Origin of the sequence: Synechococcus sp. KORDI-100 (assembly GCF_000737535.1) — a bacterium.
GTDB lineage: Bacteria > Cyanobacteriota > Cyanobacteriia > PCC-6307 > Cyanobiaceae > Parasynechococcus.
The window spans coordinates 473,687-494,624 of record NZ_CP006269.1 but is presented as its reverse complement, the minus strand read 5'-3'; the positions used below and the strand labels follow the sequence as shown (position 1 = coordinate 494,624).

15 protein-coding genes are annotated in these 20,938 nt (G+C 56.5%); 7 read left to right on the top strand and 8 right to left on the bottom strand.

Translation table 11 applies throughout. The features are described from left to right. Nucleotides 1-990 precede the first annotated feature (990 nt). The gene (locus tag KR100_RS16970; protein ID WP_051847282.1) at nt 991-3,906 is read left to right on the top strand and encodes an S-layer family protein; all 2,916 of its coding nucleotides are present in this window, start codon (nt 991-993) and stop codon (nt 3,904-3,906) included. Here the strand turns inward: KR100_RS16970 and KR100_RS02320 are convergent. From KR100_RS02320 to fabI, 5 genes are all read right to left on the bottom strand, one after another. Further along, the gene (locus KR100_RS02320) at nt 3,874-4,587 is read right to left on the bottom strand and encodes an SIMPL domain-containing protein (RefSeq protein ID WP_051847281.1); all 714 of its coding nucleotides are present in this window, start codon (nt 4,585-4,587) and stop codon (nt 3,874-3,876) included. The two genes, KR100_RS16970 and KR100_RS02320, sit on opposite strands and share 33 nt — an antisense overlap. A 121-nt stretch (nt 4,588-4,708) precedes the next feature. Beyond that, complete coding sequence (locus tag KR100_RS02315) at nt 4,709-6,175, bottom strand: carotenoid oxygenase family protein (protein WP_038542875.1); 1,467 nt, start codon at nt 6,173-6,175, stop codon at nt 4,709-4,711. A gap of 66 nt (nt 6,176-6,241) precedes the next feature. Beyond that, the gene (hisB, locus tag KR100_RS02310; RefSeq protein WP_038547691.1) at nt 6,242-6,847 is read right to left on the bottom strand and encodes an imidazoleglycerol-phosphate dehydratase HisB; all 606 of its coding nucleotides are present in this window, start codon (nt 6,845-6,847) and stop codon (nt 6,242-6,244) included. Between the two features lie 87 nt (nt 6,848-6,934). Next, a complete protein-coding gene (locus KR100_RS02305; RefSeq protein ID WP_239420380.1) occupies nt 6,935-7,789 on the bottom strand; it encodes a bestrophin family ion channel in 855 nt (284 codons plus the stop codon). 44 nt (nt 7,790-7,833) lie between these two features. Beyond that, the gene (gene fabI / locus KR100_RS02300) at nt 7,834-8,616 is read right to left on the bottom strand and encodes an enoyl-ACP reductase FabI (protein WP_038542874.1); all 783 of its coding nucleotides are present in this window, start codon (nt 8,614-8,616) and stop codon (nt 7,834-7,836) included. An 82-nt stretch (nt 8,617-8,698) separates the two neighbouring features. Here fabI and KR100_RS02295 point away from each other — a divergent pair, with 82 nt between their 5' ends. Together KR100_RS02295 and KR100_RS02290 are read left to right on the top strand one after the other, a co-directional pair. Next, nucleotides 8,699-9,598, top strand: a complete 900-nt coding sequence (locus tag KR100_RS02295) for an FAD-binding domain-containing protein (protein WP_038542872.1) — start codon at nt 8,699-8,701, stop codon at nt 9,596-9,598. Further along, nucleotides 9,595-10,029, top strand: coding sequence for a DNA polymerase (locus KR100_RS02290; RefSeq protein ID WP_038542870.1), 435 nt, complete (start codon nt 9,595-9,597; stop codon nt 10,027-10,029). Before KR100_RS02295 ends, KR100_RS02290 begins: the two co-directional genes overlap by 4 nt. Here the strand turns inward: KR100_RS02290 and KR100_RS02285 are convergent. Next, nucleotides 10,026-10,577: a hypothetical protein gene (locus KR100_RS02285; protein ID WP_051847591.1), complete on the bottom strand. Its 552-nt coding sequence runs from the start codon at nt 10,575-10,577 to the stop codon at nt 10,026-10,028. The two genes, KR100_RS02290 and KR100_RS02285, sit on opposite strands and share 4 nt — an antisense overlap. Nucleotides 10,578-10,642: 65 nt before the next feature. Between KR100_RS02285 and KR100_RS02280 the strand changes: the two genes are divergently transcribed. From KR100_RS02280 to KR100_RS15560, 4 genes are all read left to right on the top strand, one after another. Next, a complete protein-coding gene (locus KR100_RS02280; RefSeq protein WP_051847280.1) occupies nt 10,643-11,227 on the top strand; it encodes a thioredoxin family protein in 585 nt (194 codons plus the stop codon). 34 nt (nt 11,228-11,261) lie between these two features. Continuing rightward, nucleotides 11,262-12,479, top strand: a complete 1,218-nt coding sequence (locus KR100_RS02275; RefSeq protein WP_038547679.1) for a DegT/DnrJ/EryC1/StrS aminotransferase family protein — start codon at nt 11,262-11,264, stop codon at nt 12,477-12,479. A gap of 411 nt (nt 12,480-12,890) precedes the next feature. Then, nucleotides 12,891-14,894, top strand: a complete 2,004-nt coding sequence (locus KR100_RS02270) for a cadherin-like domain-containing protein (RefSeq protein WP_081858844.1) — start codon at nt 12,891-12,893, stop codon at nt 14,892-14,894. 520 nt (nt 14,895-15,414) lie between these two features. Next, nucleotides 15,415-18,924 (top strand): calcium-binding protein, encoded by a 3,510-nt coding sequence (locus tag KR100_RS15560; protein ID WP_156097879.1) that lies wholly within the window; start codon nt 15,415-15,417, stop codon nt 18,922-18,924. Nucleotides 18,925-18,946: 22 nt separating this feature from the next. On the opposite strand, the gene KR100_RS02260 is transcribed toward KR100_RS15560, so the two are convergent. Both KR100_RS02260 and KR100_RS02255 read right to left on the bottom strand, forming a co-directional pair. Further along, complete coding sequence (locus tag KR100_RS02260; RefSeq protein ID WP_038542864.1) at nt 18,947-20,377, bottom strand: FAD-binding domain-containing protein; 1,431 nt, start codon at nt 20,375-20,377, stop codon at nt 18,947-18,949. Continuing rightward, a complete protein-coding gene (locus tag KR100_RS02255; RefSeq protein WP_038542862.1) occupies nt 20,374-20,937 on the bottom strand; it encodes an NUDIX hydrolase in 564 nt (187 codons plus the stop codon). The genes KR100_RS02260 and KR100_RS02255 overlap by 4 nt, the downstream gene beginning before the upstream one ends. Between the last annotated feature and the right edge of the window lies 1 nt (nt 20,938).

The window sequence follows — 20,938 nt, the reverse complement described above, 5'->3', positions numbered from 1 at the left end:
GACTCGATAGCCACGTCATTGTGGAAATGGAATATCGACCAACTCAATGGAGAAAATATCTTAAGCGAATACAAAAACGCTGCTAATGCTAACGGTTTCCCACCCAATCATTCACCCGCAAGATGTGACTGCTTCTTCTGCCAAAGAGCCAGGGGTGACACACCTGCAAACGAATTCTTCAAAGACCCGCCTCCACGAGATTTAGAGCCCTGGCAATACCCCAACAACAATGACCTGAAGCAATCAGGCAGCAAAATATCAACCAATCCCGCAACGACTAACTTCTACGGAAAAAGCAGCTCAGAGGTTGCAGACTTAACATTCGACAGCCTTGGCTCGCTCAACAGCCCGTACATCGACGGAACATTTGTCGCCGCCAAATGGGGATCGATCGACCCCGATTCAGGAACTACAACGGAGCTTTCCTACTACATCACTCCGGCAGGAGTGACACTGTCAGATGGGAGAACATCTGTTGCGTCAACCGCTGCTGAACGCAGTGCCATCGCCATCGCCAACGCTGCGTTCACGGATGTTGCCAATCTTTCATTTACCGAAACAAGCACTGGCGATACAGATGCGAATTTCAGGTGGAGCTTTGCTACTGGCGGCGGCCTAGGCCGAGCCGACTTTCCTGGCCTTTACGGGAACGTCACGAGCGATGTGATCACCTATAGCAACCAATATTCAGGCGTCTCTGGTGCCATGAATGCTGGTGGGTTTTACTACATCACCCTCCCCCATGAACTCGGCCATGCACTGGGCCTTGCGCACCCTCACAATGGAAGTGGAGCCTGGAATTTCTCCCCTTATAACGGAAACTTTGGCAGCGAACTCTATCCAGGCGTATCAAGCAATGCCTCAACATCAGGTGGAAACAACTACCTGAACTCCACGCCTTACAGCGTGATGACATACAACGATGTGACATCCACACTGGCCACACCAAATTCTCAAAATATTGATAAAAATGTAACGCCGAGATCATATGTGAACTATGGGTACAATGAAGGCTTAGGCCCTTTTGATATTGCCACTCTGCAATATCTGTATGGGCCAAACATCACAAAATCAACAGGGAACACCACTTACTATCTCGATACCAGCACCCTCAACGGCTATAAAACGATTTGGGATAACGGCGGCACAGACACAATCACTGCTGCCAATTCAAGTGCCGCTGTTTATATCGACCTCCGAAGTGCAACCCTGGAGGATGAAGCCGGAGGCGGCGGATATTTATCAAGAGTTGATGATGAATACATCGGATACACCATCGCCTACAACACCACAGGCACCGCAGCTATTGAAAACGCGCTTGGCTCTTCACAAAATGATCGCCTGACAGGAAACAGCAGCGACAACTCCCTATCAGGCGGCACCGGCAACGACACCCTCATTGGTGGCGCCGGTGATGACACCTACGTCGTTGATTCCACCTCAGACGTCGTCACCGAATCCTCCTCAGATGGCACTGATCTGATTCAGGCCTCGGTGACCTACACCGCCCCTTCCAACGTTGAACAGCTCACCCTCACGGGCTCCAGCAACATCAACGCCACGGGCAACGCCCTCGACAACACACTTACTGGCAATTCCGGCAACAACTCCATCGATGGCAGCACCGGCGACGACACGCTCATCGGTGGCGCCGGTGATGACACCTACGTCGTTGATTCCACCTCAGACGTTGTCACTGAATCCTCCTCAGAAGGCACCGATCTGATTCAGGCCTCGGTGACCTACACCGCCCCTTCCAACGTCGAACAGCTCACCCTCACGGGCTCCGGCCACATCAACGCCACTGGCAATGCCCTCGCCAACACTCTCATCGGCAACAGCGGCGCCAACCGCCTGATCGGCGGCGATGCCAACGACACGCTCACCGGCGGCACCGGTGCCGATCAGTTCCAGCTCGGTGGCGGCGATGACCTGATCACCGACTTCTCCATTGCAAGCGGCGATGTTGTTGGCATCGAAAACGGCCAGAGTTACTCGATCTCCCAGTCCGGGAGTGATGCGCTGATCAGCGTCGCGTCCGTGGGATCGGTTCTGCTGCAGGGCATCAACGCCGAAGACTTCGATGAGGAGACGCTGATTGTGCGGACCGATGGGTCGGGCAACCCCAGCTCAACCGCGCCAACACTGACATCGGCCACCTACAACGCCTCCTCCGGTGCCCTCGCCGTCACCGGCGCCAATCTCACCGCCAATTCAGGTTCTGATAACGACATCGACGTCTCCAAGCTCACCCTCACTGGAGAAGGCAGCAACACCTACACCCTCACCTCCGCCGACGTTGAACTCACCTCAGCCACCGCCTTCTCCATCACCCTCAACGCCGCTGATCAACTCCAACTCGCTGGTCTGCTCAATAAAGACGGCACCTCCTCCGGCGCCGGCACCACCTACAACATCGCTGCTGCTCTGAACTGGAATCCAGGCGCCAGTTCCTCACCAGCAGACAGCACCGGCAATGCCATCACCGTCTCCAACGTCGCCGCGCCAAGCCTCAGCTCCGCCACCTACGACGATTCCAGCGGTGTTCTTGCCCTCACCGGCAGCAACCTGCCCGCCTACCCCGGCGCAAGCAACGACATCGATGTCTCCAAGCTCACCATCACCGGTGGCTCCGGCAGCACCTACACCCTCACAACTTCCGACGTTGAACTGACATCGGCGACAGCCGCCAGCATCACCCTCAACAGCACCGACCAGAGCAACCTCGATTCCCTGCTCAACAAGAACGGCACCGCCTCAACCCAAGGCACCACCTACAACATCGCCGCTGCTGATGACTGGGCACCAGGCGCTGACAGCAGCACAGACATTGCCGATCTCACCGGTAACGCCATCACCGTCTCCAATAGTCCCGCCCCGACGCCAACGCCCGCTCCGACCCCGGCACCCTCACCCAGTGGTGGCGGTGGCGGCGGCGGTGGCAGTGGTGGTGGTGGTGGAACCCCAACACCGGCACCAAGACCAACACCAGCTCCGGCGCCCACCCAACCGCGAACGCCCCTACCCACGCCGGCACCAGCTCCTGCTCCCACAACAGCTCCGGCTCCCGGGTCCACTCAGCCACCGGGTCCCACCAGGCCACCCACATCCGGGCCCAACACCGACAACAACAACGCAACGGCGAACACCACCAACACCGGCGCGCTCAATCCAAAGCAGATTGCAGCCCTGTCGCTCAATGCCATTGCAAACCTGAGCACTCAGCAGGTGCAAAAGCTGAGCACCGCCAGCATCGGTGCGCTCAAACCAGCGCAGTTATCGAAATTCAAACCCGATGTGATCAGCAGCTTCAGTCAGCAACAGATCGCCAACATCAAACCGAGCACCATCAAGGCTCTCAAGCCCTCTCAGGTCTCAAGCATGGCGACCAGGCTGATCAACGCCATGCAGGGAAAGCAGGTGCGCAAACTGACGCCCAGAACCATCAAAGCCCTGCGACCAAACCAGGTCAGCAAACTCTCCACTCAGTTCGTAGCAGCGATGACCAACAAGCAGCTGCGCAAACTCCCCTCCGACGACCTCACCCCAAAACAGCTCAAAACCTTCCCCACCAAGGCACTCAGCAAACTCACTCCAAAGCAGTTCAAACAGCTCAACATCAAGCAGATCAACGCCTTGCCGGATGACCTTTTAAACAGGCTCAACAACAGGCAACTCAAAGCACTCAATCGTGCCTTGCGTGGAGCCAATGGCTCCAGGCGCCTCACTCAAAACACCCAACGCAGAACGATCGAGCCCCTCGCAGAGCCGATCGTTATCCAAGATCCACGTGAAACCTGGTTCTCAATCACAACAGATCAATCAACACACCAGCGGGATCTGCAGACCAACGATCCTCTCGACCTTCTCGCCCTAAGCAACCCCAACCAGTCCCTTCCCCTCTGATCCATCACTGAGGCAGTAATCCAGCTGCAAACGCAGCGTTTGCGCAGGTTTTGGTGCTTCTCCGGGTCTGAATCCTGAACGCGCCGTCTCCAGAGGAATCGCACGGGGGCGAACCATCGCATCCGGACGGTTGATCCGCAGCAGACGCACCCGAGACACACCAATCGCTGCAGCCATCGCTTCCGCCTCCGCCGTTCCTCGTCGCAGCGCCGCCACGGTGAGGCGCTGCTGCACAAGCTCGGCATCGCCTGGATCTGCCTGAGAGGTCATTCCCTGAAGACGAACCCCTGCCATACCTCCAACAGCCTCAATCAGCGCGTTGTAATTGCTGCGCTTCACGTCACCGGAGACACCCGTACTGGCTGTGTACCTCCGCTCAGCATCAACCTGGCTGCCTCGCTGATAGGTGGATGGAGCAGGAACAGTCAACGTCCCAACCACCAGGGGCTCCAGGGTGAGGCGCAGACCTTGCAACCGTTTCTGCAGCTGCTGAAGAGCGACTTTTTCACTGGCGCCCTCTGCCATCAGAGCCAGTGAAAACCGAAAACGGACCGCTGGTGTTGTGCTCTGTTCCGCCACCGACAGCTGCAGAACAGTGCCACCACAGGGGGGCTCATCCGCCTGCACCGCTGCAGGAGCAGGCAGGAGAATCGCAGCAATGGAAGCTGTCAGGACAGACAACGCCAAGGCTCGCCGGCGTCGTGACGTTCGAAGGAACAACGCATGGCAGCAGCTGTTTCAGCTGTAGCTCCAGGGAGCTGTCAACTCGCAACTCAGAAATGTCTGAACCCCATTGAGATGTTCACAGATCTGACCAGCTGCCATGCAGACCATGGGGGACCGCCAGAGGGAGCTCAAGCACAGCCACTTCAGAGAGATCGCGGGCGTTGAGGATCACCAGGTCGGACGCATCTCGTGAGCCATTCCAGATCAGATCCAGCACCCAGCCGTCATCCTCAGCATCAGCACCCGGCCTGCGCACCATCAGAGGTTCACTGACGAATCCGCGGGGAGCCGCACTCCAGATCCAGGTTTCACCACTGCTGAGATCCAGCTTCTGGATGGCCTGCAACGGGTCATTACCGGTTTCCCGTTCCGCCACCGCCATCCAGGCATAACGAGCGCTGAGGCCCTGCCGCTCGGGATTCACCATGGCGAACTCGCAAGTGCGCTCGCTGATGCGCTCGCTGTTGACGATCTCGCGGCTGAGATCGAGTCGGCAGCGATGCAGGATTCCTTCAGGGACCTTGTCAAAGTCCACCTCAGCGAAATCCTCATCCGGACCGATCGAGGGAAAGTCGTCGTAGACGATGCTCTCAACGACGACGTGATCGCCATCCTCGAAGGCATTGAGGTGATGGAAGACAAAACCATCGGGAGCCTCAAGGATGCGCGGCTTCTGCCCGGCAAAGCGACCGGAATCGCGCGGAACCAACCAGAACCGACCCTTGCCACCAGGCTGTGAGGCCAGACATTGAGCAGCACCTTTCTCGCCGGTGACGTATGGAATCGGGTTGAAGGCGATGGCGTTCTGCAGGAACACCGCCCAGTTGGGTGTGATGGCGAAGTCGTGCAGAAAGGCAAAGCCGGGAAAGCTGTCGGAGCGGTCATGCAGCAGACGACCGGCCTCCGGACCATCAGTGGCGAACTCCATCAGACGGATCGTGCTGCGGGGCCCGGTCTTGACGCCGAAGGTCACCATGCGAGGACTGCCGTGATGACCAGGGTCGAAGCGGGGATGGGCACTGAAGGCCTCCCCTTTCTTCAAAACGCCATCAAGCCTGGACAGGCCATGGGTTTCCAGGGTGATGGGATCGAGCGCATGGGGTTCAGCGGCCTCCCAGAGCGCCAGAAGCTGATCACCAAGACGCACCACATTGGTGTTGGCGATGTTCTTCAGCCTGAGATCGAAGGCATTGGCCAGTCGACCACCGGGTTTCTGACTGCCGAACACACCTCGGTACAGCACCTTGCCGGCGGCTTCTTCAGCCAGCCAACCGGAGGTGCGCACATAGCGATTGGTGAGGCAGGCACGGCCGGCTTCAAACCGCATGGCCGCGATCATTCCGTCACCATCAAAGGGGTGATGCACGCGCTGGCCCCCTCGCTCAAGGCGTCCTGGACCATTGCGATAGAAGATACCGTTCAGCTCAGCCGGCACGGTGCCGCGAACCGCCGCGAGTGGCACATCCGTGAGCTCCTTCTCCACATTCTGGAAGGCACTGGCCCAGTCGCGACGGTCATAGGAGCGGGCGGGAGCGACGGTCACGGGACAACGATCAACGTCACTCCATCCTCTCGTAACGGACTGTGAAGCGCGCCCCGGTCACCGGAATCAGTTGGCCCCGGCCTGTTCCAGCACGCCCTTGCTGCTTGGGATCGCCCCAGAACGCCTGGGATCGATCTCCGTGGCCATCCTCAGAGCTCTAGAGAAAGCCTTGAAGCAGGCCTCCACGATGTGATGGGAATTCACCCCATCCAGCTGACGGATGTGCAAAGTCAGGCCGCTGTTGTTGACCACAGCAACAAAGAACTCCTTCACCAGCTCAGTGTCGTAGGTGCCGATTTTCTGGGCTGGGATCTTCAGGCCGTAACTGAGATGCGGTCGACCAGAGCAGTCGAGCGCCACCTGCACCAGGGCCTCATCCAACGGCGCGACGAAATGGCCGAAACGATGAATGCCCCGCCGGTCTCCCAGAGCCTGAGCAAGGGCCTGACCAACGGCAATTCCCACATCCTCATTGGTGTGGTGGTCGTCGATAAAGGTATCACCAACGGCCTGAATCTCCAGATCCAGCAGACCGTGACTGCTGATCTGATGAAGCATGTGATCGAGGAACGGCACGCCGGTTGAGGCCTGACAACGGCCGCTGCCATCGAGATCGAGGCGCACCTTCACATCGGTTTCACCGGTGACCCGATGCACGGTTCCACTGCGCATGTCCGTGACTCCGATGACACCACTCAACACATCAATCATCGCGAAACGGGGGAGTGCCGCCAAGCTCTTCGGGTTCTCCTTAAGGGCCTAGGTCACCACCGGGCCGGCATGAGTCCTCTGACTCTGTGCCAGTGGATGATCATCGCCCAGCAGATTGGCCGTGATCAGCTGACAGATCCGATCGAGGGGCAGCGCAAACCTCGGGTCACGGAACGGGTTTTCCAGGAACATGCCGATCCGCTCGGCCATCAACAGCGTCAGGAACGCCAGCCAACCCACAACGGCAGCACTCAGCAGGCCCAGCGCATCCAGCTTGAGAAACACGAGATAGCCATAGACCCAGGTGAGAGCACGGATGCAGATCGTCGATGAGGCCGGCAAGGGCTGACTGCGAATGCGCTCGAGGCCGCCAATGGCTCGGGTCAGCTCCTGCTGCACATGGATGAGGTCGGCTCGTTCGATCGTGTTCAGCTCTTGCTGCTCGACAAGCTCTCGCTGCCGCGAAGCCATGGTCTGCATCACCTGCTGCACCGATGGATCACGCATGCCCAGGGACTCAGCCAGGCTCTGAACGGCTGAAGGAAGGCGCTCGAGACGGCCGTCGCCTGACCGCAGGTTGACATTCACACACCAGATCAGCAGCACCTCCAACTGCAGCAATCGCTGCCGCATCGCGAACGACGAACGTCGCGGCAGCACAGTGGTGAGCAGATCGCGCCAGTTGCGGCTCTCATTCACGAGGGCTCCCCAGAGAATCCTGGCTTCCCACCAGCGGTTGTAGGCCTGGCTGTAGCGGAAACCGAGAAAGAAAGCGAGCAGAAATCCCAGAACCTGCAGCAGGTCCTCCGGCAGCAGCACAGCCGCAATGGTGTCGTGAACAGGAAGGGTCACCAGGCAGACGACGGTGGCAATCAGCAGGGAACGTCGCTCATGGCGCAGCATCTACCAGATCAGCCTGAGAGCGTCCTTGGGGCCTCGAGGCTGAATCACATGCCGGTGATGCAGTAACCGGCATCCACGTAAATCGTTTGTCCGGAAATGCCGCTGGCCAGATCGCTGAGCAGAAAGGCCGCGGTACCGCCCACTTCCATCTGGGTAACGGTGCGACGCAGGGGAGCCTTCTCCTCCACGTTGTGGATCATCTCCAGAATTCCGCCGATGGCGGAACTCGCCAGGGTGCGGATCGGGCCGGCGCTGATGGCGTTCACACGCACCTGCTTCTCCGGGCCGAGCTCAGCAGCGAGGTAACGCACCGATGCCTCAAGCGCTGCTTTGGCCACACCCATCACGTTGTAGTTGGGAATGGCCCGATCGGCTCCCAGATAAGAGAGCGTGATCACACCGGCCTTCTCGCTGAACAACGGCTTGGCATGGGCACAGAGCGGTGCCAGGGAATAGGCGCTGATGTCGAGGGATCGGGAGAAGCCTTCCGCAGTGGTGGCGCTGTAATCGCCGATCAGCTCTTCCTTACCGGCGAATGCCAGACAGTGGACAAGGCCATCGAGAACGCCCCACGTCTCCTTGATCTCCGCGAACACCCCGGCCATCTGCTCGGCGTCCTGGACATTCAGCGGCAGAAACAGGCTGGGCTCGAGCGGCGCAGTGAGCTCACGCACCTTGGCCTCGAAGCGCCCCTTCTCATCCGGTAGGTAGGTGATGCCGAGCTCAGCACCAGCGGCCTTGAGTTGCTGAGCGATGCCCCAGGCGATCGAACGGTTGTTGGCGATGCCGGTGACGAGGATCTTCTTGCCGGTGAGATCGAGCAGCATCAGGCGGACCGAAACGGGTGGGAATCGCGCGATTCTCCCCCATCACTCGCCAAGATCTCGGCACCGTTGCTGCCGAAAGCCGGTGACCACCGCCCCATCAACCCCGATCAGCGGCGATCTGCCTCGAAAGTTCGCCTCACGCGACAACCTCGATCAGCTGCTGGCAGACGTTTTCCCTGAGGCTGAAGGACGCATCAGCCACATCCAGGGTGGACGTCAAGCCGCAGACAAGGCGCTCAAGCGTGTGGATGCCAAGCGCTACGCCAGAAGCCGGAACCACCTCAATGGTGCTGTGACGGGGCTGTCTCCCTACATCCGCCACGGCGTGCTGACGCTGGCTGAGGTGCGAGACGCCGTGTTCCATCGCATCCGCAGCCGTGAAGAGGGCGGCAAATTGATCAACGAACTGGGCTGGCGGGATTTCTGGCAGCGGATGTGGCATGACCTGGGGGATCGCATCCATGAGGACCAGGAAGACTTCAAAACAGGGCATGACGGCGCCAGCTACGCGAGGGAGCTTCCCTCAGACGTTCGTGATGGCTGCACCGGATTGGCCTGCATGGATGGCTTCCGCGACGAACTGGTGAACACCGGCTGGCTGCACAATCACGCCCGCATGTGGCTGGCGGCCTGGTTGGTGCACTGGCGCCGGGTGCACTGGACAGCAGGGGCGAACTGGTTCCTTGAACACCTGCTGGATGGTGATCCCGCCAGCAACCACCTCAGCTGGCAATGGGTCGCTAGCACCTTCAGCCACAAGCCTTATTTCTTCAACAGAGACAACCTGGAGCGGTACAGCGACGGACGCTTCTGCAAGACCTGCCCCAGCGCTGACCACTGCCCCCTTGAGGGAAGCTACGCGCAACTGGAGAACCAGCTGTTTGCGGTGCAAACGAGCGTGCGTGATGTTCCGATGAGACGCTCCGGCAACCGCAGCAGCAGGGCAAAGAGCCACAACAACCGGACGCGAGGCCAGCGATGAATCTCAGTCATCCCATCGTGTGGGTGCACGAGGAAGCTCTTGGCCCCGGCAATCCCGCTCTCGAGGACTGGCCCGACAGCCCGGCTGTGTTCGTGTTCGATCAGGCCTGGATCAAAAATGAACGGATCAGCCGCAAGCGGCTCGGCTTTCTTTACGAGTGTTGTCTGGAGTTGCCCGTCACCATCCGCAAAGGTGATGTAGTGGAGGAAGTGCTGGCCTTTGCCCAGCGCCACGGCGCTGATGGCGTCGTCACCAGTGGAGCTGTTGATCCACGCCTGAATCGAATCGCCGCCGCCATCGATCGGACTGTGCCCCTCTGGATCCTTGATGGCGAGCCCTTTGTCGACTTGCCTCGGCCGCCACGGCTCGGCCGTTTCAGCCGCTACTGGCGCGAGGCGGAACCGGTTGTCTGGGCAGCCTTCTGCAGCTAGGGCTCGGCCTGGCCATCCGTATTGGTGTTCTCCCCCAGCAAGGCTTTCTGGCGTTTCAGTTCCTCGTTTGGATTGGTGAGAAGTTCTGCTCCCTCAAGTGCGGGCAGCTGAACGGGATCCACTTCGGCCTCAGACTTCGGTGGATCGAGCCATTGCCAGCGAGCCTCCGGCGCCCGGGCCGCACACAGCAGCTCAAGCTCCTTCTCCGCTGCCTCCAGAATATTTTGCCGCCGCATCGCCTCGAAAAATTCCTGGCGCGATGCCAGCCCTGAACTGAATGGAGCTGTGCCACGACCATTGAAGAGTCGAGCCGGATCAGGAATCCAACGCGGCTTGCACACCTCGGGATCTGCGGTGTCGGTCTCCAGAAAAATGTGCAGGCCATAGCCATCCGGCTGGCTCACCACGGCCAGTCCGTCATGGGGTGCACTGCGCGGCAGAGGGAACACGCTCCAGGGAGCCGGACTGGGCGTTTTTGCCGCGCAACCGCCGATGAACAGCAACGCCACGAACGCCCAGGCTGACGGTGACTGCCCTGGCATCGGCATGGACATCTCGATCGCTTGCCTGCACGGCCATCCTGATAGGGACTTCCCGTTCCTGCATCGGAACCATGGCGCTGACTCCCTCCACGATGCTTCCGCTGGAGACGGCTCTGCCTGTCTTCTCCCTGCCCACAGCAACAGGTGGTCACCTGGCCAGCAGCGAACTGGATGATCGGCCGGTTCTTCTGATGGTGATCTGCTCACACTGCCCGTTTGTGAAACACATCGAAGCGGAGCTCACACGCCTCGAACAGGACCATGGAAAGACCATTCAGATGGTGGCCTTGAGCAGCAACAGCCTGATCACGCACCCCCAGGATGGTGCCGATCAACTGGCGGATCAGGCCGAACGTCATGGCTGGCGGTTTCCATACCTGATGGATCAGGAGCAGACCCTGGCCAAAGCGCTTCAGGCCGCCTGCACACCAGAGTTTTATCTGTTCTCTCAAGACAAGAACCGTCAGCACGTCCTGCGCTATCGGGGCCAGCTCGATGGCAGCCGACCCGGCAACGACCAACCCCTGAATGGCGCTGACCTGCGCCACGCGATCGACGCCGTCCTCAACGATCGCCACGTCAATCCTCAGCAGATCGCCTCAGTGGGATGCAACGTGAAATGGCATCCCGGCCGGGAGCCGAGCTGGTTCGGCTGAACGACACCGAATGGATCGGATTAAGGTGGCGGCCATGCAGGTGCCTCCTTTCAGCCTCAGCCAGCAGATCAACGATCTGGGCTCAGACCTTGAGCAGGCCGTTTTAGACGTGTTGCGCAGCGGGCAATACATCGGCGGAGCCAAAATTCAGAGTTTTGAGCAAGCGTTTGCCGACAACGTCGGGACCCGTCACGCCGTGGGCTGTAACAGCGGCACCGACGCTCTGATCCTCGCGCTGCGTGCACTCGGCATCGGACCAGGCGATCAAGTGATCACCTGTGCCTTCAGTTTCTTCGCCACTGCGGAAGCGATCAGCTCTGTCGGCGCCGAGCCGGTCTTTGTTGATGCGGACCCCGACACCTACCTGATCAATCTCGATCAGATCGAAGCAGCGATCACGCCAGCCACCAAGGCTCTGATCCCGGTGCACCTGTTCGGTCGACCTGTCGACATGACCAGGGTGATGGCCATCGCTTCCGCCCATGGGCTGCGGGTGATCGAGGACTGTGCCCAGGCCACCGGAGCCACATGGCGGGACCAGGCCGTCGGCAGCTTCGGCGATGTGGGGTGTTTCAGCTTTTTTCCCACCAAGAACCTCGGAGCCGCAGGGGACGCCGGAGCGATCACCACCGATGACGATGGCTTGGCACAGACCATGCGCGAATTGGCCGTGCATGGAATGCCCCAGCGATACCTGCACACTGCACTGGGCTACAACAGCCGCCTCGACGCTCTTCAGGCTGCTGTTCTTAATGTCAAGCTGCCGCTGCTCGGCGAATGGATCGATCAACGCAGAGCACTGGCTGAGCGCTACATGGAGCTCCTGGCGAACCTGCCGGGCATCACCCTCCCCTCCGATGAAGACGGGCACAGCTGGAACCAGTTCGTGGTTCGTGTCAGCAGCTGCACCAAAGGCGAGTCGCTCTGCCAGTCACAATGCAGTACCTCAGCGATCAGCAGCCGTCATGGACTGCCGGACAGCTGTTGCCGCGACTGGTTGAAACAGTGCCTGCAAGATCAGGGTGTCAGCACGATCATCTACTACCCGATTCCCATTCACCGTCAACCCGCTTACGCGCATCTCAACCTTGAAGCGGGATCAATGCCAACGACCGAACGCCTTTGCACCCAGGTGCTGAGTTTGCCGATCTTCCCCGAGTTGAGCGAGCTCGAACAACAGCATGTCGCGTCCGCCCTCCAGCAGTTGCTGAGCGGCAGTGTCCAGGCCACTCAGGCAACGATGGCGGCATAAGGGTCCGGAACTCACTGCCACAACCAGCGGCGCATGGACGTTACGGAGTTGCACGCTGGCATGGTCGACAATCAATCAACACGCTCAGATGTGTTGATTAAAGAAATTCGATTCCAGCATTCCTGAACAGGACGAAGAACCTCATCAAGCTGGACTCACCAGTCACTCATCAAAGATCACTCTGAAAAGTGCAAAGAGTCCGACGAAAGGGACTGTGTTGCGGGACGGCTCATCGGATTCGAACCCACGATTCCAGTGCTCTGAGAGACCGGCTGTCTGTGAGAAATTCATGAACTGATCATGAGAAAGATTCAGCTGTTTAAGGGTTAAACCCTAGACAATCATCACCCGAAAGAAGAGAAAACAACAAGGCACATCAAAAAGACTGGGGGCAAGATATAAAACAATCAAATGTCTTCTTTTGAGAAGCATGCATCGTCATTGATGCATGTCGGCTCACTGAGCGACGCTGTACTCAATGCAAGCCAGACTGCCAACAGAAACATCATCAATAATGACGACGAAACTCAATTAACGGCTGACAGTTCAGAGCTTCGATATCACATCAAAACCTGCGGCTGCCTGGCTTGCCAGAACAAAATCTCGGCCAAGGAGCCCTGGCTCGTAAGCGGGACGACATATCCCAGAGGGAATAAACAATCAGCATCGATCGACCCCTCACTGTTGATCAGCAGCGCTTTCGGAGACATCACAAAGGGATATTTAAACGGCCAGGAAACGTTCAACTATTACATCTTTAACGTGTCAACAAATATTCAGTATCTTGACCAAGAACTTCAGACGATCCAACATCAAGACGATTCGATCCAGTTTATCAATAACATTTTCACTCAGCTTGATCCTCTGATAGACCTTGACTTCAAGGCCACATCCAATCCGGAGGAATCTGATCTCATGATCATCTCCGTTGACGATTGGAAAGCATGGTCAAGCGACACTGTTGGGCAAGTCGTCAACGTCAGCTCTGGATGGCATCTCCTGTGGAAAGACATCGCACAGGATTCCTTGAAGGGGAACGCATCTGGATCGAATGACAGTTTCGATGCCAATACGATCACCCATGAAATTGGTCATGCACTGGGTTTATCCCATCCCAATGAAGATCCTTTCAACAGTCGATGGACAACGGACGATAGCGTCATGTCGTACAACATCAGTCCCGATGGCTGGGACTTTTTCTTCTCAGACGCAGACATTGAAGCCCTTCAAAGAATCTGGGGAAGGGAAGATGACAACTTGCCAACCAATGCACCACCTGCACAAACGGGGAAGAGAGCGATTCTTTCGGAAGGACAGGAAGATTCTGCCTACATCCTGACTGAAGCTGAGTTACTGCAGGGATACTCAGACCCCAACGGAGACGACCTCTCTATTTCAAACCTCTCAGCATCCAATGGAGTGCTGTCAGACAACCGCAATCAATCCTGGACATTCAAACCCGCAAAAAATGTCAATGGAACTGTGAGCCTTTCCTATTCCGTTGAGGATGGCTTTGGGGGTTCTTTAGACGCCAGTCAATCCTTTACGGTTGCTCCTGTCAACGACAAGCCATCGTTAACTGGTAATCGAGCATCTCTCACGGATGGGAAAGAGAACTCGTCAACCATCATCAGAGAAGATGCATTGCTTCAGGGATATTCCGATCCCGATGGGGACCAACTCTTCATCACCAATCTCTCAGTATCAAGCGGTGCGATCGAGCAGACCGGCAATCGGTCGTGGATCTTCACTCCTGACGTCACATTCAACGGCACCATCAGGCTGACTTATGCCGTTGCAGATGGCTACGGAGGATCCATCAACGCCACCAATCGATTCAAGGTTACGCCAATCAAAAAGTCCCCCGCTCGGCGACCGGAAGCACAACTTGCTGGAGGGGCTGATCAGATGGCAAGCCATCATCAAAGTCAACCCATCAAAACCCTTGGATCATTGAATCTGGACAACAGAACAATCATCCAATCAAAAGGCAAGCAATCCAACAGAATCAAAGGAACGAAGAAGAATGATCTGATCTGGGCAGGGAAAGGTTCTGACGTTCTCACAGGAGGAAAAGGAGCAGATCACTTTCTGTTCGCTCAAAAGGATCCATTCGGCAAGCGAGGGGCTGACACAATCAAAGACTTCGACATCAATGAAGGAGACCGACTCTGGCTTGGAGCCAAACGACTTAAGGGGCTTGATTCAGATCCAACATTCGCTACTGCCTCCAAGAAAAAACAACTCAAAAAGCTTGCCAGACAGGACAATGACGTGATCTATTTCGAACCACAAGGACAGCTTATTTACAACCAAAACGGTGAGAACCCTCGATTTGGAAACGGTGGGATGTTTGCCATTCTGGAGAACAAACCCGAGCTGTCGTCAGAAGCCATTCATTTCATCACCGCATAACACTCTTACGAAGACCACCTGCTTTTTCATCATTCAACTGATATTTATGATCCGACCGACAATCATCGTAGATTTGTGAAACAACATTTAAAAAGCTCGAATCTTTGAAAAGAAATCAACCGCTACTGGCGGCGCCAAGGCTCGTGGGCAACGCATGCTGATTGGCCACAGGCTCAGCGAACTCGCTTTACAGCGCGTGAGGCCGAGTCCGCAGCAGCGATCCCTGGGCAGCGTGAAGCGAACAAACCAACCATAGATAGTGTCGTAGAACACCGAAAATAGAATCAAGAATGAGCGGGTTGCGTCCGATTGGTTGATCGATGCGCTCCTGGACACATTGAGGCTAAAAATTTCCGACAATAGACTACGAATCAGCAATCAATTGCCTTTCAGCATCAGTGGAGCTTGCCTCGTACAAGCTGAATATCGCCAGGCATCACTGCCTGCAGAGTTGCAGACAACGCATGGCGACTGAAGTCGAGATGAGATTCCGAAGCCGATAAGCATCGCAGACATCCCCATGTCATTTCCACAACGCGCAGGAGGATCTAATCGCACGCAGGCTTTCTCCATCGATCTATTCGATGACGGAAGTTCGTTGTTATGTGGGATGTTTTTTGGAACCGCGAACTTTGGCGACTCAATCAGCCTTGACTCAACGAACGATGCCGATGGCTTCACAGCAAAACTAAATGCGGACGGTAGCTTTGCCTGGGCAACAAAAGTAGGAGGTAGCAGCTCCGTTCGAGTTTCAGACGTCAATGTCTTGTCTGATGGCAGTTCCATCATGACGGGACTGTGGAGCGGAACGGCCACGTTTGGAGGCACCTCGCTTACGACCAATCCAACGAATTACAACGACGCCTTTGTTGCGAAGCTTGATTCAAACGGAAATTACCTGTGGGTGACACAAGCGGGTGGAACACAGAGTGACGAGCCTGCAGCCATTACAACATTAAGCGATGGCAGCAGCATCATTACAGGTAGCTTCAGCGGAACGGCAACATTCGGCTCTACATCTCTAACATCGACAGGCAATAGAGAGATCTTTATTGCCAAATTAGATGCAGACGGTGATTACGTTTGGGCCACAAAAGCTGGTGGAGGTGGTCACGACCATAGCAAAGACATTATTGCACTATCCGATGGAAGTTCCATCATTACCGGTGATTTTGCTTCAGGAGCAACCTTTGGTTCAGACACACTTCAGGAGCGTGGCAGCAGCAGTGCATTCATTGCCAAGCTCGATGCAGATGGTGATTTTGTCTGGGCAACAAAAGCTGGTGAACAAAATTGTTGTAGCGCCGACAGCGTCTATGGATATGGCGTTGGTGCATTGAGCGATGGCAGTTCACTGATCACGGGTAAGTTCAAAGGTAGTGTCAATTTCGGAAGTAATGCACTCACTAGCGAGGGATCGTCTGATGACATTTTTGTCGCCAAAATCGATGCTAACGGTGATTTTGTCTGGGTTAGCCAAGCCAGTGGCACCAGTGCTGAACTCGGTCAGAGCATAACGACCCTCAGTGATGGCAGCTCCCTGATAAGCGGCCGGTTTCAGGGAACCGCAACGTTTGGAAGTACAACGCTCAGCAGTGCTGGATCAAATGACATTTTTGTTGCCAAATTAGATGCAGATGGTACGTTCTTGTGGGCTACAAAAGCTGGTGGCACTAGTAGTGATTATAGCATCAAATTGGACGCCAAACTTGACGGAAGTTCCATCATCGCTGGTGACATTAATGGAACCGCAAGTTTTGGAAGTTCTGATCTAACAAGTCCAGGGAATAGTGACGCCTTTGTAGCCGCGATGGGTGCCAATGGCAGCTGGACATCATCTCTCGTTTCTCAACCATCACTCACATCGGCTACCTACGACGCCTCCTCCGGTGCCCTCGCCGTCACCGGCGCCAATCTCGCCGCTAATTCAGGTTCTGATAACGACATCGACGTCTCCAAGCTCACCCTCACTGGAGAAGGCAGCAACACCTACACCCTCACCTCAGATGACGTTGAACTCACCTCAGCCACCGCCTTCTCCATCACCCTCAATGCCGCTGATCAACTCCAACTCGCTGGTCTGCTCAATAAAGACGGCACCTCCTCCGGCGCCGGCACCACCTACAACATCGCTGCTGCTCTGAACTGGAATCCAGGCGCCAGTTCCTCACCAGCAGACAGCACCGGCAATGCCATCACCGTCTCCAACGTCGCCGCGCCAAGCCTCAGCTCCGCTACCTACGACGATTCCAGCGGTGTTCTTGCCCTCACCGGCAGCAACCTGCCCGCCTACCCCGGCGCAAGCAACGACATCGATGTCTCCAAGCTCACCATCACCGGTGGCTCCGGCAGCACCTACACCCTCACAACTTCCGACGTTGAACTGACATCGGCGACAGCCGCCAGCATCACCCTCAACAGCACCGACCAGAGCAACCTCGATTCCCTGCTCAACAAGAACGGCACCGCCTCAACCCAAGGCACCACCTACAACATCGCCGCTGCTGATGACTGGGCACCAGGCGCTGACAGCAGCACCGACATCGCCGATCTCACCGGTAATGCCATCACCGTCTCCAATGTTCCGGCGCCATCACCATCGCCATCGCCATCGCCGGGGCCGTCACCGTTTCCAGACCCCTCACCGTCTCCTGTCGCAACTCCAGCTGCAACGCCAACCCCCAAGCCAGCTCCTACGCCAACTCCAACTCCCACTCCATCAGCATCCGCCCAACAGCCGCCAACATCGACGCCGTCGACATCGAAAAATGGCGTCAATCAATTTGAACTAAATACAACCGATAGTGAAAACATTGTTATCAAATCTTCTACGAAGAAGAAACCTAATTCTGAAATATCATCACTTGTCATCACCAACACATCGACAAGCCAGCCTGGTATTGCAACGATTCTACAAAGCTTTAACAATAATACGATTGTCACAGCAACGCTTCCTCCCTCTGTAAGCGTTACTTCTGAGGGGCCTGCGTCGTCACAGTCCCCTAACAATGCAATCTTCACCATCACCAGCTCCACAACAGAGCGCGCCGATCAACCAATGTCCGTGAATTTAAAAGCCGTGGAATCTTACTTGAGCAAGCTACCAGAGACGACAAGATTAAACATTCGAACCATTACTCCACAAAGCAAGTCTGAAGAACTTAATCAACCTATCATTATCACGGGAAATATTGCAGATGATGATGATCCTGAATCTGAAGCTCTTATTCTTGACATGCGTTTACTGCCAACCGGGAACAAGCTACAAATCAAAAACATCGCATTTTCCGTGATCCTTGGAGAGACTTCAATATCAGCTGGCCGAAGGAGCAATTATATAATTGCTGACGAACAAAAACAACAATTTAATCTTGGCAAGGGAGATGACACATTGATCGGAGGAGGCGATGATGACACCATTCGTGGCAACAGTGGCTTCGACGTGCTTGTCGGAGATCCCGGCAACGATTTGATATTTGGTGGATTTCAAAATGACACCCTTAATGGCGGGCTGGGTGCCGACAACCTAAAAGGAGGTTCAGGCGACGATAAACTGAATGGAAAGAAAGGAAAAGATACTCTGATTGGACAAAAAGGTGACGATACGATCAGAGGCAGGCGCGGTAATGACTTACTTTTGGCTAAGGCAAATACTCAATCAACTAGCCCCATTTATGGGAACAATCTTCTCAAAGGTGGTACAGGCGACGATACGCTAAAAGGCGGTAATGGAAACGACAGACTCGGCGGAGGCAGCGGAGACGATGTGTTGATTGCAAGCCAAGGAAATAATACACTTCGGGGACATTCGGGAGCCGATGAATTTATACTTTCAACAGGGAATAATACAGTTTTAGACTTCCGCATCCGCGAGGAAGATCACTTACATATCGAATCTCCTTCTAATATTTTGATTACTCAACACAACAATGATCTGTTGATTTCAACGGAAAATAGCGACCTAAACAGCATCATAAAAAATTTAAAACTTCCCGATCTTTTTTCGTATCAACCTGAATTGTTCAGCTGAGTTCCTATGGATTGCTATCACTTCATCTAATCAATGCGTACAGCTCCTTGAATTTCGCCTGCTGACGCTTGTGATCAATCAAAGGCTCGGGGTAACCACGACGTTCCAGAGCACCGATGTCACCGCTGAGGAGATCCTTCGTGTTCACGTGCTTCAACTCAGGGACCCAGCGGCGGATGTAGTCCCCTTCGGCATCAAATTTGGAGGCCTGGGTGGCAGGGTTGAAAATTCGCAGAGGTTTGGGATCCATGCCGCTGCTCGCGCTCCACTGCCAGCCACCGTTGTTTGCGGCCAAGTCGCCATCCACTTCCAGTTCCATAAAGGCACGCTCGCCCCAGCGCCAGTCGCAGATCAGATCCTTCACCAGGAACGACGCCACGATCATTCGGCAACGGTTGTGCATCCAGCCGCTCTGATTCAGCTGACGCATGGCGGCATCAATGATCGGCATCCCGGTCTGCCCTTCTTTCCAGAAGGCAAACCACTCTTCGTTGTTCTCCCAGGGAAAACGTCGCCACTGTTCGCGGTAAGGACCCTCCGCCAGCTCGGGGAAATGAAAAAGCGCCTGCTGGTAGAACTCACGCCAACCCAGCTCCTGCTCCCAGACCCCGATCGCTGACAACTGCTCATCACTGCGCGCTTGTTCACGGGCCTCACGGGCGGCCACCCAGGCCTGGCGTGGGCTCAGTGTGCCGACGCTTAAAGCCGCACTCAGATACGACGTCCCCACAACGCCTGGAAAGTTGCGATCGGGCTCATAGCGAGAGAGAGCAGCATCGGAGAACGTCTGCAGTTGTTGGGCCGCAGCTGCCTCGCCGGGACGACAGGGGCAGAGATCGGTGCCTTGAAAACCATGGGACTCGCGCAGCGCGACCAGAGGATCGCCCGAGGGCACATGCTCCGGATCCAAATCCAACAGGCCGGAGGGAGCATCAGCGCAGATTGGTTGCCTGGACTGCACCTGAGCGCGCCAGTTCCGCAGGAATGGGCCGTACACCCGGTATGGATCGCCGCCACCGGTCTTGAGCAATTCCGGCGCAATCAGCAACTGGTCCCAGTCCACAACGACCTGGCGACCGTCGGCTTGAAGACGTTTGGCCACCTGGCGATCCCTCTCGCGGGCGTAGGGCTCCACATCGCGGTTCCACAACACTGCTTCCGCGCCGATGCGCTCTGCCACCTTCGGCAACACCGCCACCGGATCACCTTCAAGAATCAGCAGACGACTGCCGGCCTCGCGCCAGCGCTGCCGAAGCTCGATCAGGCTTTCAACCAGAAACCACAGGCGAGCCGGTGCCATTGGCGGCAGATGCTCAGGCGGGGTGATGACCTGAGGATCCAACACGTAAACGCCGGTGACTGCAGGGCTGATGTCCACTGCAGCCGCAAGACCAAGGTTGTCCGCCAGACGCAGATCACGGCGGTGCCAGAACAGAACACGGGGCGTCGTCATGCCAGACCCAGCAGCTGTTTGGCGCGGTACCAGGCCGTGATGCTCTTGCCATCCAGCCATTCATCGCCAGACGCCAGACATGCGTCGAGATCCTCTGGGGTCATCAGCAACACCTCGAGGTCTTCATCGTCATCTCCCGCCGGCGGGTTCTCCAGGGGGGTGAGTTTGCGCGCCAGGAAGCAGTGGATCACCTCATCGGAATACCCAGGGCAGGGCAGCATTGGACCAAGAGCATCCCAACGGGCAGCGCTGTAGCCCGCTTCCTCTCCGAGCTCGCGCTTCATCGAATCCAAAGGGTCCTCACCCTCCTCAAGGGTGCCCGCAGGGAATTCGAGCAACCGCGCCTGCACGGCGAAACGGTATTGGCGCAGCACCACCACCTGGCCGTCATCGGTGATCGGCACAGCCAGGGATGCCCCTGGATGGCGAATGATCCCGAAGGTGCCTTCAACGCCCATCGGCAACTTGATCCGGTTGCGCTCGAAGCGAATCTTGCCCGCATCAAGCGCATCAACGGCATCCAGCAACGCGTAGGGCTCCTGTGACGGCAGCGGCGCCATG